This window comes from Aminobacter sp. GW821-FHT11F06, from assembly GCF_058808215.1.
Genome location: NZ_JBXARL010000004.1, coordinates 460,191 through 475,020 on the forward strand (window position 1 = coordinate 460,191; position 14,830 = coordinate 475,020).

The 14,830-nt window shown below is 62.3% G+C and carries 15 protein-coding genes; 10 read left to right on the forward strand and 5 right to left on the reverse strand.

Annotated elements, in window-relative coordinates; all coding sequences use genetic code 11:
• Nucleotides 1-160: 160 nt before the first annotated feature.
• Nucleotides 161-1,093, forward strand: a complete 933-nt coding sequence (locus tag AC1RTB_RS13635; protein WP_492878237.1) for a sugar phosphate isomerase/epimerase family protein — start codon at nucleotides 161-163, stop codon at nucleotides 1,091-1,093.
• A 131-nt stretch (nucleotides 1,094-1,224) separates the two neighbouring features.
• Nucleotides 1,225-1,737 carry a 2-oxo-4-hydroxy-4-carboxy-5-ureidoimidazoline decarboxylase gene (locus tag AC1RTB_RS13640; protein ID WP_492878235.1) on the forward strand — a complete coding sequence of 171 codons (513 nt, stop codon included), beginning with the start codon at nucleotides 1,225-1,227 and terminating at the stop codon, nucleotides 1,735-1,737.
• Nucleotides 1,738-1,894: 157 nt separating this feature from the next.
• On the opposite strand, the gene AC1RTB_RS13645 is transcribed toward AC1RTB_RS13640, so the two are convergent.
• Complete coding sequence (locus AC1RTB_RS13645) at nucleotides 1,895-2,605, reverse strand: GntR family transcriptional regulator (RefSeq protein ID WP_492878234.1); 711 nt, start codon at nucleotides 2,603-2,605, stop codon at nucleotides 1,895-1,897.
• Nucleotides 2,606-2,932: 327 nt separating this feature from the next.
• Nucleotides 2,933-3,691, reverse strand: coding sequence for an aspartate/glutamate racemase family protein (locus AC1RTB_RS13650; RefSeq protein ID WP_492878232.1), 759 nt, complete (start codon nucleotides 3,689-3,691; stop codon nucleotides 2,933-2,935).
• A gap of 496 nt (nucleotides 3,692-4,187) precedes the next feature.
• Here AC1RTB_RS13650 and AC1RTB_RS13655 point away from each other — a divergent pair, with 496 nt between their 5' ends.
• The 6 genes from AC1RTB_RS13655 to AC1RTB_RS13680 are packed head-to-tail and all read left to right on the forward strand — an operon-like array spanning nucleotide 4,188 to nucleotide 10,617.
• Complete coding sequence (locus AC1RTB_RS13655; RefSeq protein WP_492878230.1) at nucleotides 4,188-5,759, forward strand: ABC transporter substrate-binding protein; 1,572 nt, start codon at nucleotides 4,188-4,190, stop codon at nucleotides 5,757-5,759.
• A gap of 12 nt (nucleotides 5,760-5,771) precedes the next feature.
• On the forward strand, nucleotides 5,772-6,815 hold the full coding sequence (locus AC1RTB_RS13660) for an ABC transporter permease (RefSeq protein WP_492878228.1): 1,044 nt from the start codon (nucleotides 5,772-5,774) through the stop codon (nucleotides 6,813-6,815).
• Nucleotides 6,812-7,666, forward strand: a complete 855-nt coding sequence (locus tag AC1RTB_RS13665; protein WP_492878226.1) for an ABC transporter permease — start codon at nucleotides 6,812-6,814, stop codon at nucleotides 7,664-7,666. Before AC1RTB_RS13660 ends, AC1RTB_RS13665 begins: the two co-directional genes overlap by 4 nt.
• A 1-nt stretch (nucleotide 7,667) precedes the next feature.
• The gene (locus tag AC1RTB_RS13670; RefSeq protein WP_492878224.1) at nucleotides 7,668-8,684 is read left to right on the forward strand and encodes an ABC transporter ATP-binding protein; all 1,017 of its coding nucleotides are present in this window, start codon (nucleotides 7,668-7,670) and stop codon (nucleotides 8,682-8,684) included.
• A gap of 1 nt (nucleotide 8,685) precedes the next feature.
• Nucleotides 8,686-9,504 carry an ATP-binding cassette domain-containing protein gene (locus tag AC1RTB_RS13675; protein ID WP_492878222.1) on the forward strand — a complete coding sequence of 273 codons (819 nt, stop codon included), beginning with the start codon at nucleotides 8,686-8,688 and terminating at the stop codon, nucleotides 9,502-9,504.
• Between the two features lie 24 nt (nucleotides 9,505-9,528).
• Nucleotides 9,529-10,617 (forward strand): sugar phosphate isomerase/epimerase family protein, encoded by a 1,089-nt coding sequence (locus tag AC1RTB_RS13680; protein ID WP_492878220.1) that lies wholly within the window; start codon nucleotides 9,529-9,531, stop codon nucleotides 10,615-10,617.
• A 289-nt stretch (nucleotides 10,618-10,906) separates the two neighbouring features.
• Here the strand turns inward: AC1RTB_RS13680 and tdh are convergent, their stop codons facing one another.
• The gene (gene tdh, locus AC1RTB_RS13685) at nucleotides 10,907-11,929 is read right to left on the reverse strand and encodes an L-threonine 3-dehydrogenase (RefSeq protein ID WP_492878218.1); all 1,023 of its coding nucleotides are present in this window, start codon (nucleotides 11,927-11,929) and stop codon (nucleotides 10,907-10,909) included.
• 16 nt (nucleotides 11,930-11,945) lie between these two features.
• The gene (locus tag AC1RTB_RS13690; protein ID WP_492878217.1) at nucleotides 11,946-13,148 is read right to left on the reverse strand and encodes a glycine C-acetyltransferase; all 1,203 of its coding nucleotides are present in this window, start codon (nucleotides 13,146-13,148) and stop codon (nucleotides 11,946-11,948) included.
• A 151-nt stretch (nucleotides 13,149-13,299) separates the two neighbouring features.
• Between AC1RTB_RS13690 and AC1RTB_RS13695 the strand changes: the two genes are divergently transcribed.
• Nucleotides 13,300-13,878 carry a helix-turn-helix domain-containing protein gene (locus AC1RTB_RS13695; RefSeq protein WP_492878215.1) on the forward strand — a complete coding sequence of 193 codons (579 nt, stop codon included), beginning with the start codon at nucleotides 13,300-13,302 and terminating at the stop codon, nucleotides 13,876-13,878.
• Between the two features lie 267 nt (nucleotides 13,879-14,145).
• On the forward strand, nucleotides 14,146-14,283 hold the full coding sequence (locus AC1RTB_RS13700) for a hypothetical protein (protein ID WP_492878213.1): 138 nt from the start codon (nucleotides 14,146-14,148) through the stop codon (nucleotides 14,281-14,283).
• A gap of 223 nt (nucleotides 14,284-14,506) precedes the next feature.
• On the opposite strand, the gene AC1RTB_RS13705 is transcribed toward AC1RTB_RS13700, so the two are convergent.
• A partial coding sequence (locus AC1RTB_RS13705) for a hypothetical protein (RefSeq protein WP_492943819.1) occupies nucleotides 14,507-14,830 on the reverse strand: 324 nt, incomplete at its 5' end.

Below are 14,830 nucleotides of genomic sequence, written 5' to 3' on the forward strand. Positions count from 1 at the left end.
CGCGCAGGGCGCGGCAGTTCCGTACGGTGCTGATGACAGCGATTGTATCCATTGACAAGCATTTTTTGATACAAGATAGTATCCAAGTGGCTGGCATGCCAGGGGCGTCTGACGCGTCAGGTGGCCGCTGCGTACCCATTCTTTCCAGCGAGATGGCAGCATGATCGGCATCATCAAGAGTTCATTGCCGGATGGCCGGGGCCTGAGCGCAGTTGCGGCATTGCAAGCTGCAGCGCAAATGGGCCTTCAGGGGCTGCTGTTCAATTCGCTGTTCGACATCAGCCCAACGCTGGACCCGGCGGAGTTGGGCGCTGTACGCGATGAGGCCGACCGGCTGGGACTGGAAATCTCGTCGATGCTCGGCATCGTCAATCCAGCCTTGCCGGCGCGTTGCCAGCTGATCGTCGACGCCGGATCAGGCGATCTGGAGGCCGGCGTCAGACGACTGATCGAACTCGGCAGCGGCATCGGTATTCACGACATGTTCTTCATCATCGGCATGATCGAGGACCGTTTCCACGGTGCGGTCAGCTGGCAAAGCCAGGTCGATGGTGTCGGCGAATTGCTCGCACGTTGTGCGCCGCTGCTGCGTCAGCACGGCTCGAAGCTGCTGCTCAAGACCCACGAGGAGATCACCACCGCCGAGGTCATCGCCTTGGTCGAAAAGGTCGGGCCGGATGTGCTGGGCATTGCCTTTGATCCAGTCAATGTGCTGTGCCGGCTTGAGGATCCGGTCGCTGCGGCAAGGCGGGTCGCACCTTATGCCGCCCAGCTTTATGTCGACGACGCGGTTGTGCGTTTCCAGGACGGCGGCATCCGTCGCTTCCTGGCGCCTCTCGGCGATGGTTTTGTCGACTGGGACGCGATCATGCCCTTGATGCCCGATGCGAAAATCTGGATCGAGATGCATAGCGGCCAATTCGCAATGCCGGTGTTCGATCCTCATTGGCTGCGCGCCCAGCCCGAAATCGCGCTCAACGAGTTCGCCGCGGTGCTGGCCATGGCGGCAAGGTTTGGCGGGCGCGAAATGCCCTGGGATCAGGCCGCCCCTGTCGCGCGGCTGTCACAGGCGTTGCGTAGATGCCTCGCATAGCCATTTTCGCCGAATTATTGGATACGATCTTAACGTGAGCCGAATTTAGACATCGAGGCTTTGCCCCGATGTCGGACGTCAACACTCAGTCATTGGCGCGAGAAGCGACCGCGCATCCCCAGGAGACCTTCATGCGACAAGCCAACGGGCTGATGCCCTCGAAGATGGACAAGGCTCGCTTTGTCGAAAAGTTCGGCCAGTGCTTCCGCAACGGTGAATTGCTTGCCGAACGCGCCTTCGATAGCGAGCTCGGGCTGGTCAATGACAGCGCCAATGGCCTGTATTTGGCGCTGCGCACCGAGTTCCGCGCGGCCTCCGATGCGGAAAAGCTCGAGGTGCTGCGCGGCTACACGCCGCTCGACCCGCGCATTCAGGCGGCGAAGATCATCGCCGATGAGAAGGACGCAAATAGCCTCGACGCCATGACCGCCAAACAGCAGAAGCGGATGCTGACGCTGCTCGGCGCCTATGCCGAAAAATTCGGCTTCGACGCCATCTTTGTCGTGCGCAACTACACCACCGCATCGCTGCTCGCTGCGCTGGAAGCTCGGATCGAAACCGGCCGCGAGACCGAGCTTGCCGTGACCTATGGCGAGGTCGAGCGGCTGGCCGAGCTCCAGGTCGAGGCGCGCTTCGCCGAATAGGCCTGCATTGGATAGTGAGTGCGTCCTTCGAGGCTCGCCCGTTGGGCGAGCTCCTCAGGAGAGGGCCTCCCTGCCATGGCCTTCATGATGAGGACAGCTATGCTACGGTCCTCATCCTGAGGAGCCCGCGAAGCGGGCCTCGAAGGACGCACCAAACTCAAGCGTAGCGCGACAGGATCTCGCTGAGATTGCGCTTGGTGCGCTTGGTCTGGCCGATATTGGCCTGCTCGAACACTTGCTGCAGGTGTTCGATGATCGCGGCCGCACTTGCTTGCGGGTCGCGCGCCCTGAGCGCCTGCAGGATCGCCGCATGCTCATCGATGCTGCAGTCGGTTTCCTGATGCGTGCTGTGCTGGGCAAGGATCAGCGATGTGCGCGAAATCAGCGATTTGAGGAAGCCGGCGAGCACCTCGTTTCCGGCCATATGGGCGGCGAGCAGATGGAATTCGCCCGACGCGACGATGGCAGCGGTATGGTCGCCGGCGTGGCGGATGCTGTGCTCCTTTTCGAGGTGCTGCTCCAGCATGGCAACCTGCTTGTCGGTGACGACGGTGGCGAGCTTGGAAAAAATCTCGCGTTCGATCGCATTACGCGCTTCGAACACCTGGCGTGCCTCGTCGGGCGTGGTGCTGGCGACAAAGGCGCCGCGATTCTGCCGGAACTCGACAAGCGATTCAGTGTGCAGGCGGTTGAGTGCGGCGCGCACGATGGTACGGCTGACCGAAAACAGCGAGCCGATCGATTCTTCGCTGAGTTTTGTGCCCGGTGTCAGCTCGCGCGCCAAAATGGCCCGGAAAAGAGCCTGGTAGATCGCATCGATCTTTGATCCGGATTTCTCGTCGAGATCAGTATTCGCAGCTTTCGCCATTCTCTCACCAGCCAGTGTTGCACAGGCAGCGCTTAATAATGCTACGTCTCAGATGCATCGGCGCCGGGCGGAAGACAAGAAGAATGCGAGCCTTGCTTCGTTGTTCGTTGTGTATTAGCCGGTGTCGAACGATGCAGCCGGCGCGCTACAGCCGCCGTGTCTCCTCCACTGCAAGCCGGCGCAGTCGCTCGTTTGCATTGCGGTCACTCTAGCACAAGTTTTCTAATACAATAGCGAAAACTATTGAGCGCAATTGTGTGGTCTTTTGAATACGATTTTAGCGCAGCCAGTCGCTGGGCCGGAGCTGTGAGACCAGTCTGGTCAGCGTCAGCTGCTTCGGCGCTGAACCAGGGGCGCAGGCCCGCTGAGCGCATCCGAAAGGAAAGGCGACAGGCCAAAGGTCGCGGTCGCGTCGGCTGGAATTCTTCGCGTCGTCGGCTGCGGGTTTGCGGCAAAGCCAAGCGCCTTGCCGATGGCGATGCGGTGGGGGTCGAGGATCGGCACGCGGGCCACCTTGATGATCTCAGGCAAGGTAGGGATCAGGCCCGCTCCGCCCAACACCACCCGGTCGGCTTTCAGGGTCGCGGCCTCTTCCGCCAGGAATTCGGCGATGGCCTGCGTGTCATCGGCGACGGTCTCGATGGAGCGGATGCCGGCGATCTTGTCGCTGATGCCGAGTTTCAGCACCAGTTCGCCAAGCATATCGCACCAGACCGTGCCGTTGGTGGAGACAAGTGAAGTCCCTGGCAAGGCAGCTGCTGCCAACAGGCCTGCCTCGGCAAAGCCAATGACCGGCAGGCCGGTCATTTCGGCAAGTGCCTCACGGCCAGGGTCGCCAAAACAGGCGAGCACGATCGCGTCGGGCTCGGCACCTTCGGCAAGCGCCTTGGCTGCGGCGTCGAGCACGGCGTGTGCGGCGATCGACACGGCGACGCGGGTCGAGATGTAGCTGAAGCCAAAGCTTGCAGTCACAGTTTGCACGTCCGCCGCACCCTTGGTTTCCTCGCGTACCAATGCGTCGACCAATTGGCTGACGCCGGTCGAAATGTTCGGATTGATGACGAGCAGGCGAGGCAGGCGGCGCATCGATTTCCTCAGGGTACAACGGACTTTGCTGCCGCCCCTCGCTTGCATTTGATGACAACCGAATAGCGGCTTTGGGCTTGATGACGCCCGCGCTCATGTGTTGGGCGCGGCCAGCCTGCAGTTCGATGCGATAGCATTGTATCATATCGAATGTAAAGTTTGTATCCATATGCCGGATGCATTTTTGCCTGTGTGAGCAGCAGATTGCTTTCGAAATAGCCATTCTGTGCCTCGAAAAAGGCAGCTTTGATACCGTTTCGCCGTCGTATGCATATGCCTTCTCGAAAGAAATTTTTCGTTGGGCTGACGGCCATCGTCCGGATTAGCCCGTCTAGTTTATTGATTTAAAAACATTTTTTGGTGTCGCAGACAGGGTTGTTTGCACGCATCCGCAGCGTAATATTTTATGTATCCACTGGATGAAAAATCGGATACAAAAATGACGGGAGCGCCTTTGTGAAAAGGCAGAGTCATTCAGTATACGGGAGCGACAATCATGCATGCTTTCTTCTCGTCCGCGCTGTCACGCAGCCGGCGGCAATTTCTGGCGACTGTCGGTGGCGCAGCCCTTGCCATGGCGGTCGGTTTTGGGGGCTCGGTGGCCTTTGCCGCGGACCGTGAGCACACCATCATTGTTGGCCTCGGCGGCCAGATCAACACGCTCGATCCGCTGCGCGCCGACTACAACCAGACCAACACGATCATCAGTGCCGTCTACGACACGCTGGTGACCTATGACGAAACCAAGCTGGTTGGCTCGCTCGCCACCGAATATGCCTATTCGGATGACGCCAAGTCGATCACCTTCACACTCCGCCCCGACGTGAAGTTCCATGACGGCACGACGCTGACGGCAAAGGACGTTTCCTACACGCTCGACCGTCTGAAGCGCCTTGGCGCCGGCGTTGCCTCGCTGATCGACGGCTACGATTCGACCACGGTGACGGACGACACCCACCTCACCATCAACCTGTCCAAGCCCAACACGCTTTTCCTGCCCTCGTTGAGCAAGATCTACATCCTCAATTCCGCGCTCGTCACCGCCAATGCAGGTGCCGATGACGGTCAGGGCTGGCTCCAGGCGCATGATGCCGGCAGCGGTCCGTACGTGCTGGGCGACCAGTCGCAGGCCGTGGTCATCGACCTGTTCGCCGGCTACTGGGCCGCAGAAACAGGCCGCCCCGAATCGATCGTCTTCCGCCGCATCGACGAAAGCTCGACGCGCCGCGACGAACTGCGTGCCGGCAACATCGACGTCGCCTTCGGCTTTGCCGACCGCGATGCGGCCGCCATGGCAACCGACCCGTCGCTGAAGGTCGTGCCGATCAATACCAGCTACCAGACCGAAGTCGTCTTCAACACCAAGGTCGGCCCGACCGCCGATCCCAAGGTGCGCAAGGCGCTGCGCATGGTCTACGACTATGCCGGTGGCCTGCGCGGCATCCGCGGCACCAACGGCAAGCTGGCCAATGGCCCGCTGCCGGCACGTCTCGACTGCCGCCCGGAACTGCCGGAGGTCAAGCGCGACCTCGAAGCGGCAAAGGCGATGCTCGCCGAGGCGGGTGCATCCAGCCTGAAGCTCAAGATGAACTTCCAGCCGGTGTTCGAGCTGCAGAAGCAGGAGGCGACGCTGTTCCAGTCCAACCTGCGCGAGATCGGCATCGACCTCGAACTCGAGCCGATCGCCTATCCGAACTATCTGGCGAGCCTGAAGGATCCCAACTCGATCCCGCAGATGATGCTGCTGGAAGACTTCGCCCAGTTCCCCGAGGCCGGCATCATGCTGGTCAAGGGCTACAAGTCGGATGCCATCGGCACCAACCGCACCGGCTATTCGAACCCGGAGGTCGACAAGCTGCTCGACACGGCACTTGCCACCGCCGACGATGCCAAGCGTTGCGACATCTACAAGCAGGTCCAGACCATCCTAGACAATGACTCGGTCATGGTCGACATGTACGGTGTCTACAAGCCGGCCGCCTACCGTGTCGGCACGCTTGCGGACCTCAAGGCCAGCATGCTCGCCACGCCCGCCGAGCCGGCGGACTTCCGTCTCGCCAAGCCGTAAGCGAGGTCCAATATGCTCGCGTTCCGCGCCTATTCCTGGTTTCTGTCCCGACGCCTGGGCCTGACACTTTTGACCCTTTGGGGGCTGGCGTCGCTGGTCTTCCTGATGATCAAGCTGATGCCCGGCGACGAGGCTCAGATGGCCGCTGGCGCGGACGCTTCCGCCGCCCAGATCGAGGCGGTGCGTGAAAGGCTGGGGCTCGATGCCCCTGTCATCATGCAGTATTTCAGCTTCCTGGGTCGCCTCCTGCGCGGCGACCTGGGCACCTCCATCGTCACGCTCCAGCCGGTGCTGGCCGACCTCGAAAAGGTGCTGCCCAGCACGCTCGAGCTGGTCTTCCTTGCCATGCTGCTCAATCTGGCGGTCGCCATCCCGGCCGGCATTGTCGCGGCCTATCGCCAGGGCAGCGTCTTCGACAATGTCAGCCGCATCACCGCCGTCATGCTCGGCGGCATGCCCGCCTTCTGGCTGGCGCTGGTGCTGCAATATGTGCTCGGCAGTGTCTGGCGCGTGGTGCCGATTTCTGGCCAGCAGAGCTACGGCATGGCGTCACCGGTCGTCACTGGCGCGCCGACGCTCGACGCGCTGATGGCGCTGAACTTCGGTGGCTTCGTCGACGCGCTTCATCACATCATCCTGCCGGCGGCGGTGCTTGCAGCACTGTTTGCCACGCAGATCTTCCGTACCTTGCGCGCGTCGCTGCTCGGTGTCTTGCGCTCGGATTTCATCATGGCTGTCCGCGCCAAGGGCGCCACGGCCCGTCATATGCTGGTGCGCCACGCTTTGCCCAACAGCCTCAATCCGGTGCTGACCCTTTCGGGCACGCAGGCCGGCGCGATGATCGGCTCGGCCGTGCTAGTCGAGACCGTCTTCGCCCGCCAGGGCATCGGCGCCTACATGTTCAATGCGGTTGCCCAGAAGGATGCCTTTGCCGTCCTCGGTTCGGTGATGTTCATCGGCACCGTGGTCTGCCTGGTCAATCTCGTCGTCGACATCCTGCAGCTGTTGGTCGACCCGCGCATCCGCGCCGCACAATTGGGGAGCCAAAGCCAATGACCGCCCCTGCAATCGCCCAGCCGGCAGCCCGGCCCAAGGATGGCTTCTCGGCGTTCGAGATCTTCGTCTTCTCGCTGGTCATCGCGCTGCTCGCCATCGCCTTGTTCGGTCCGCTTTTCGCGCCCGACAGCATCTACAGTTCCGACATCGCCAACTCGTTGATGCCGCCAAGTGCCACCAACTGGTTTGGCACCGATGACCAGGGCCGCGACGTGTTCTGGCGCCTGATCGTCGGCGCCCAGACAACGCTGCTCTCGGCTTTCCTGGTGGTGACGCTCTATTCGCTGATCGGCGTCACCATCGCAACCGTCGCTGCCGCTGGTCCGCGCTGGCTCGATGAAACGCTGATGCGCATTACCGACATCGGCCTGGCGCTGCCCGGCATGATCGTGGCGCTCGGCTTCGCTGCCGCCATGGGCGCCAGCCTGCGTTCGGCCGTCATCGCCATGGCCATCACCGGCTGGCCGATCACCGCCCGCATGTTGCGCGGCATCATGCGCCAGACGATGGAATCGCCCTTCGTCGCCGGCGCACAGGTGCTCGGCGTGTCCAAATGGCGGCTGATGACCAAGCATGTATTGCCCAATTCGCTCGACGTTCTGATCGTCAAATGGGCTGGCGACATCGGCACCACCGTGCTGGTGTTGGCGAGCCTGTCCTTCATCGGCGTCGGCGCCCAGCCGCCAAGTGCCGAATGGGGTGCCACCATCGCCAGCGCGCGTGGCTATGTCTCGACCGCCTGGTGGACGGTCGTTGCTCCCGGAGCAGCTGTTGCCATCACCTCGATCGCCTTTGGCCTTCTGGGCGACATCATCCAGATCCGCCGCGATCCGTCCTTGAGGGGGAACTGAGATGAAGACAGTGCATCCCTTGCCTGACGAGGCTTCCGTGATCCCGGTCCGCGCTCCCCTGATTACCGTCGACAAGCTGACCGTCGACATGCCGCTCGGCCGCAGCGGCGCAAGCGTCCGCATCGTCGACGGCATCGATTTCACCATCGGCGTCGGCGAACGTGTCGCGCTCGTGGGCGAGTCAGGCTCCGGCAAGTCGCTGACGGCCCGCGCGCTGATGCGCCTCGATCGCCTGGCGAAGCTGTCGGGTAGCGTCGATTTCGACGGCACCGACCTGCTCAAGCTGTCGGATCGCGAGATGAACAAGCATCGCGGCAACTCCATCGCCATGGTCTTCCAGGACCCGATGAGTTTCCTCGATCCGCTGATGACCATCGGCGACCAGGTCGCCGAAACGCTGCGCATCCGTGGCGTCGGCAAGGCCGAGGCACGCAAGCGCGCACTGGCCGTGCTCGACGAACTGGGTGTCGACCGCGCCGCCGAGCGTTTGGACTCTTATCCGCACGAATTCTCCGGCGGCATGCGCCAGCGCGTCGTCTTGGCCATGGCGCTGATCGGCGAACCGCGCCTGCTCATTGCCGACGAGCCGACGACAGCGCTCGACGTCCGCGTTCAGGATCAGGTGCTCGACCTGCTCGATGATGTCTCGACCCGGCGCGGACTTGCGGTGCTGTTCATCACCCACGATCTCGGCGTCGTCGCCGGTTTCGCCGAGCGTGTGATGGTCATGTATTCCGGTCGCATCGTCGAGGATGGCGAGGTCGGCAGCGTCTTTGCCAAGCCGAGCCACCCCTATACGCAAGGGCTCATCAAAGCCGTGCCGCGTATCGACCAGGACCTGCACCAGCTCTACGCCATTCCCGGCGCGCCGCCGCCGCCCTTGGCCCGGCCGAGCGGCTGTCCGTTCCACCCGCGCTGCGACAAACGTTTTGATCGCTGCGACAAGGATCTGCCGGCGCTGCTGCCGATCGGCATGACGCGCGTTGCCTGCCACCTGCATGATGGAAAGGGTGTCTGACATGCTTATGTCCATCGACCGCATCAGCAAGTCCTACCACGCCTTTCCCAATCCACCCGCCAAGGTGCTGCACGACGTGTCGATCAATGTCGACAACGGCGAAGCCATCGGTCTTGTCGGCGAGTCCGGTTCCGGCAAGTCGACGATCGCCAAATGCATGCTGGCTTTGATCAAGCCGGAAGAAGGCGCGATCACCTATGACGGCATCGACGTGGTGCATGCCAAGGGCGAAGATCTCAGGCGCTTCCGCCGCGAGGTGCAGATGGTCTTCCAGGACCCTTATGGAAGCCTCAATCCGCGCATGACGGTGGAAGAACTGATCGGCGAAGGCATCCTGATCCACAAGCTCGAGCCGACCGCCGCCGCACGTCGTGCCCGCGTCGCCGAGATGATGGAAATGGTCGGGCTCAACCCCAACGACATGGACCGCTACACACGCTCCTTCTCCGGCGGCCAACGCCAGCGCATCGCCATTGCCCGTGCGCTGGTCATCCGCCCGCGCATCCTGGTCTGCGACGAACCGGTGGCAGCCCTCGACGTCTCGGTCCAGGCCCAGGTCATCAACCTTTTGCAGGACATGCAAAAGAAGCTGAACCTCGCCATCGTCTTTGTTGCCCACGACCTCGCTGTCGTACGTCACCTCTGCGAAAAGATCGTCGTGCTGCACAAAGGCAAGGTTGTCGAACAAGGCACGCGCGAAGAGATCTTCGACCGGCCCCAAAACCCCTACACCCAGTCGCTGCTTGCCGCAGTGCCGGTGCCTGACCCGGTGGTCGGCCGCGCCCGCCGTGCCGCGCTGCGCCTCCAGCCTTCCAACTGACATTATATATAAGGAGACGTGCCAATGCGCATCGGTGTCGACGGCCGCAAGATTCCCGAAGCCGCCAAGCGCGGTCCGGTGGCCAGCTTCGATCATGCCAAGGAACTGGGCATGGAGGGCCTGTTCTTCCGCACCGTGCTCGACATGAGCCCGACGCTCGACGCCGGCTACCTCAGTGAGATCAAGCAGCGTGCCAATGAGCTTGGCATGTATCTCGAAACCGGCCTCGGCAAGGTCAATCCTTACGCCACGCCCGAAGCGCCCGAACTGCGCCTGATCGGCGATGGCGACATCGTGCTTGGTTTCCGCCGCATGATGGAGGCGTGTGCTGCCATCGACTGCCGCGAACTCTGGGTGGCGACCGCCAACTACAAACCGGCCTATACCGGCCGCTTCGCCTATGACCGCTTCCGCACCGACGTGACCTGGCGCGAGCAGCTCGACGCGACCGCGCGCTTCCTCAAGAAACTCGCGCCGATCGCCCGCGACCTCGGCATCCACATGAACCTCGAGACGCATGAGGAGATCACCTCCTTCGAGCTGGTGCGCCTCGTCGAGGAAGTCGGGCCTGATACGACCGGCATCGTCTTTGATACCGCCAACGTCCTGCAACGCGCCGAGCACCCGGTGTGGGCGGCAAAACGCGTGGCGCCCTATGTGCGCCAGACCCATATCAAGGATGCGCTGATCGCCTATGACGGCGATGTGCTCGATTTTCAGATGCGCCCATGCGGTGGCGGGGTTGTCGATTTCCGCGCCATCATGCCGATATTGGCGGAAGCCAACCCGGACCTCAATCTGTCGATCGAAAACTACGAATCCTTCTCCGACAGGCCGCGCAATCCGCCCAAGATGATCATCGAGATCGCCGACCCGAAATGGCTCGAAGGCCATCCCGACCTGAGCGTCGAGGAATACGCCGCCTACATGAAGATGGTGCAGGAATATGCCGGCCGCATCGCCCGCGGCGAGGTCATGGACCGCAACAGCTTCGCCGAATGGGCGGTGAAGAACTACCACTATGACGAGACTGTCGCCTACATCAAAGACAGCGCCGCTCATGTCCGCGGCATCTGCGCGGAACTCGGCCTGCCGCTCGGCAAGGCTGCGTAGCCGGCCTGTCGGTTGCGAACCGCAAACCCGCGGAAGGCGGCTTCCGCGGGTTTTTCGTTTCTACCACGCATCAGATCCCCTCACCGTCACGGCTTCGCCAATTGCCGAAGCCGCGACATCGGCAGACGACCTCACAAAGCTTGGGTTCCTCGCCCCCACGAAGTGGGGGAGAGGTGGCTCGGGCGGAGCCCGAGACGGTGAGGGGGCTCACCGTCCACTCCGGGCATGCCATCAACAAAAAGGCCGCGCTTAGCACGGCCTCTTCGTTCAAACATTCCAGGCTAAAAACCTACCACTCGAGCACGATCTTGCCGGCCTCGCCGTTCGCCGCATTGGCGAAGGCGGCCTGGTAGTCGTCGGCCTTCATCCGGCTTGTGATGACCTTGCGGATGTCGAGGCCGCTTTCGAGCATCGCCAGCATCTTGTGCCAGGTCTCGAACATCTCGCGGCCATAGATGCCCTTGAGCGTGATCATCTTGAACACGATCTTTGCAAGATCGATGGGGAAGGGCTTGGCCGGCACGCCGAGCAGCGCGATGCGCCCGCCCATCAGCGTATGCTCGATCAGCTGGTCGAAGGCGGCAGGTGAGCCGCTCATCTCGAAGCCGACGTCGAAGCCTTCGCGCATGCGAAGCCGGGCCATGGCGTCGCGCAGCTCTTCCTGGGCCACGTTGACGGGCGTCACGTCGGCCACCTGGGTGGCGAGTTCCAGCCGCTTGGGGTTGACGTCGGTGATGACGACATGGCGGGCGCCGCAATGGCGCGCGACGGCCGCGCCCATGATGCCGATGGGGCCGGCGCCGGTGATCAGGACATCTTCGCCGGCGACGTCGAAGGACAGCGCCGTGTGCACGGCGTTCCCAAGCGGATCGAGGATCGCACCGAGCTCGTCGTCGATCGAATCGGGCAGCGGCACGACGTTGAAGGCTGGGATGCGGACATATTCGGCAAAGGCGCCGGGCAGGTTGACGCCAATGCCCTGGGTTTCTGGATCGAGGTGGTATTTGCCGGCACGGCTGGCGCGGCTGCGCATGCCGATGACGTGGCCTTCGCCCGAAACGCGCTGGCCGACCTTGAAGCCACGTACATGCGAGCCCAGTTCGACGATCTCGCCGGCATATTCATGACCGGTGATCATCGGCACGGGCACGGTCTTCGCCGCCCATTCGTCCCACTTATAGATGTGGATGTCGGTGCCGCAGATGCCGGTCTTGTTGACCTTGATCAGCACGTCATCCGGGCCGACCTCGGGTATGGGGCGTTCTTCCATCCAGATGCCTGGCTCGGCCTTGGCCTTGACGAGTGCGCGCATGGGAAACTCCTGACTGTCAGATGATGCCGAGCGTTTTGCCGGCATCAGTAAAGGCGTCGATGGCAAAGGTGATGTCGGCGTCGTCCAGCGCTGCCGACATCTGGGTGCGGATGCGCGCCTTGCCCTGCGGGACGACCGGATAGAAAAAGCCGGCGACATAGATGCCGCGCTCGTCGAGCGCCTTGGACATGCGCTGTGCCAGCACCGCATCGCCCAGCATCACCGGGATGATTGGTGTCTCGCCGGGCAGCAGCGTGAAACCGGCAGCCGACATGCCTTCGCGGAACCGCGTGGTGTGGCGGCCAAGCTTGGCGCGCAGGTCATCGGCCTCGCATGCGATCTCGATGGCTTTCAGCGAGCCTGCGGCAATCGCCGGCGCCAACGAGTTGGAAAACAGATACGGCCGCGCGCGCTGGCGCAAGAGATCGATGATCGGCTGTGCCGCGGCGATGAAACCGCCCATGGCGCCGCCGAGTGTCTTGCCGAAGGTGCCGGTGACGATGTCGACGCGGTCGCCGACGCCGGTCAGCGCCGGGGTGCCGCGACCCTTGTCGCCGAGATGGCCGGTGGCGTGGCAATCGTCGACGGCAACGATGGCGCCGAAACGGTCGGCGAGTTCGCAGATGTCCTTGAGCTTGGCGACATGGCCGTCCATCGAGAACACGCCGTCGGTGATGATCAGCTTGAAACCCTTGCCCTCGGCATCCGCCTTCTTGAGCTGGGCTTCAAGTTCGTTCATGTCGCCCTGGGCGTAGCGATAGCGCCGGGCCTTGCTGAGACGGACGCCGTCGATGATCGACGCATGGTTCAGGCTGTCGGAGATGATCGCGTCATCAGGGCCGAGCAGGGTTTCGAACAAGCCGCCATTGGCGTCGAAGCAGGCGGCAAACAGGATCGCGTCGTCCTTGCCGAGATAGTCTGCGATGGCGTGCTCAAGCTCGCGGTGCAGGTCCTGGGTGCCGCAGATGAAGCGCACCGAAGCCATGCCGAAGCCGTAGTCGTCTAGCGCTTGCTTGGCGGCATCGCGGATCGCAGCATTGTCGGCGAGGCCGAGATAGTTGTTGGCGCAGAGATTGACCATCTGGCGTTCGCCGGCCGGACCCTTCACCTTGATGCGGCCTGACTGCGGGCCGGTGATTTCGCGCTCGCGCTTGTACAGGCCGTCGGCCTCGATGCCCTGGAGAACGCTTGATATGTGGGAAAGGAAATCTTGGCTCATGGTCTCGCCATTCCGTTAAGGTGGAAATTCCGGTATATCGGATATTGCGTCAAGTCTAGTGGAATTCACTTGTGCCAGCGGGCCTAGCCGCAAATGCCTCGCAGTACGGCCGGCGCGGTGCTATCAGTGAGCCGGCTTTGGGGGAGGCGACATGGAATTGAATGACGCGCCGAAGATCGGCCCGGTGATCCAGAAGGAACGCAAGGAGCGCCATTTGACGCTCGACCGGCTTGCGGCGATTTCAGGCGTTTCGCGCTCGATGCTGTCGCAGATCGAACGCGGCGAGGCCAATCCGACTTTCGCCGTGCTGTGGTCGCTGACCCAGGCGCTTGGCATCGAGTTTGCCGACCTGATCGCCGGCGTGACCCATCAGAAGAAGACCGACGCGATCGACCTGGTAAGCCTGGCGCTGACGCCTGAGATCAAGAGCCCGGAAGGTGCCTGGCGCCTGCGCATCTTGAGCCCGCCGGCGCTGGCTGGCAGGGTCGAGTGGTATGAGCTCGAGATCGCGCCCGGCTGCAAGCTGCAGAGCGCCCCGCACGCGCCTGGCACCTTCGAGCACCTGACCGCCCATACCGACGGCCTCTGGGTGGAAACCGAGCATGGGCGCCAGGCGCTCAAGACCGGAGAGACCGCGCGATATCGCGCCGATGTCGGCCACGAGATCACCAATTCGGGCGAGAAATTGGCCAAGGCGCTGATGGTGGTGTTTTACGAACAGGACGTGTGAGCTGATCTGCCAGGCATAGGCTTGCGGCTCGTGGAGGGAGCGGTGGGCCTGGCTTCGCCCCGGCAATGTCCGCGATGGGGCCACGCGGACTTTGAGCGAAAAAACGATCCCATATGATCGCCCCGCTACCGAATGCCCGCGTATCTATATAGAAGCGCCTGGCATGACGAAGGCATCATCCACTGTGCCGACACGAAGCCGGTATATAGAGTGTCTGCTCCCGCTCTTATTATAGAGAGCCACCAGGCGGTGGCGGCGCCCCGGCTGGTGGCCGAGATCAGCATCAGGCGCCACGTGCTGACTCACCGTATCAATAAGGCGGTCAATATCCTCGTCCTCGACAGATCCGGTGCTGAAGCCATCTTCGGCGCGCTGGCCACTGTGCAAGGCACGATGACAGCCTGACCTTTGGCAACGCCATCAACCTATAGTGTGAGACGTTTTTCTCCGGCTCGGTGGCCGCATGCATGCCGGCCCAATACTCCCTTCCGCGAGAAGATGGATCGGCTCCCTTCTGTGGTCTCGCCGCGCGGGTCCGCTAACGCGCGAAAAGCGCAATCAAGGTGTCCTGCAATGTCGGCGCGATCGAGGCTCGTGAAGCCTCCGATCTGGCAGTTCCTGACACCGGCTAACTGGCGACCGTTACAACACCGACGCCGGGCGACAGCGGTTTCACGTGAATCGGCCCTGAAACAGGGCCGAGCCTGCTTGTTGTTCGTCCGATTCCTGTTGTTTTGGTGATGGTTCGCGTTTGGCGCGCTGTTGTGGCTTTGGTTTTCGCGTTGAGATTGAATGGGTTGGGTTGGATTGGCTGTGGCGGCGGCTGGTTTTGGGCGGGTTTTGTTTTGTTTAATTTTTGCTTCCGCAGGGTTTGCAAGGGGTGTGGGATTGGGTTGGTTGTTTGTCGCAAAAAATTCGCAAAAGTTGGAAAAGGTCGTTGACAGTTGGAAGG

Excerpts from the sequence above, each read along its gene's own strand:
- tdh (WP_492878218.1), bottom strand. The coding sequence starts at position 11,929 with ATGCGCGCACTCGTCAAGGCCAAGGCCGAGCCAGGCATCTGGATGGAA.
- AC1RTB_RS13665 (WP_492878226.1), top strand. The coding sequence starts at position 6,812 with ATGACCGCCCCTGCAATCGCCCAGCCGGCAGCCCGGCCCAAGGATGGC.
- AC1RTB_RS13635 (WP_492878237.1), top strand. The coding sequence starts at position 161 with ATGATCGGCATCATCAAGAGTTCATTGCCGGATGGCCGGGGCCTGAGC.
- AC1RTB_RS13670 (WP_492878224.1), top strand. The coding sequence starts at position 7,668 with ATGAAGACAGTGCATCCCTTGCCTGACGAGGCTTCCGTGATCCCGGTC.
- AC1RTB_RS13645 (WP_492878234.1), bottom strand. The coding sequence starts at position 2,605 with ATGGCGAAAGCTGCGAATACTGATCTCGACGAGAAATCCGGATCAAAG.
- AC1RTB_RS13675 (WP_492878222.1), top strand. The coding sequence starts at position 8,686 with ATGCTTATGTCCATCGACCGCATCAGCAAGTCCTACCACGCCTTTCCC.
- AC1RTB_RS13640 (WP_492878235.1), top strand. The coding sequence starts at position 1,225 with ATGCGACAAGCCAACGGGCTGATGCCCTCGAAGATGGACAAGGCTCGC.
- AC1RTB_RS13695 (WP_492878215.1), top strand. The coding sequence starts at position 13,300 with ATGGAATTGAATGACGCGCCGAAGATCGGCCCGGTGATCCAGAAGGAA.
- AC1RTB_RS13650 (WP_492878232.1), bottom strand. The coding sequence starts at position 3,691 with ATGCGCCGCCTGCCTCGCCTGCTCGTCATCAATCCGAACATTTCGACC.
- AC1RTB_RS13655 (WP_492878230.1), top strand. The coding sequence starts at position 4,188 with ATGCATGCTTTCTTCTCGTCCGCGCTGTCACGCAGCCGGCGGCAATTT.
- AC1RTB_RS13660 (WP_492878228.1), top strand. The coding sequence starts at position 5,772 with ATGCTCGCGTTCCGCGCCTATTCCTGGTTTCTGTCCCGACGCCTGGGC.
- AC1RTB_RS13690 (WP_492878217.1), bottom strand. The coding sequence starts at position 13,148 with ATGAGCCAAGATTTCCTTTCCCACATATCAAGCGTTCTCCAGGGCATC.
- AC1RTB_RS13680 (WP_492878220.1), top strand. The coding sequence starts at position 9,529 with ATGCGCATCGGTGTCGACGGCCGCAAGATTCCCGAAGCCGCCAAGCGC.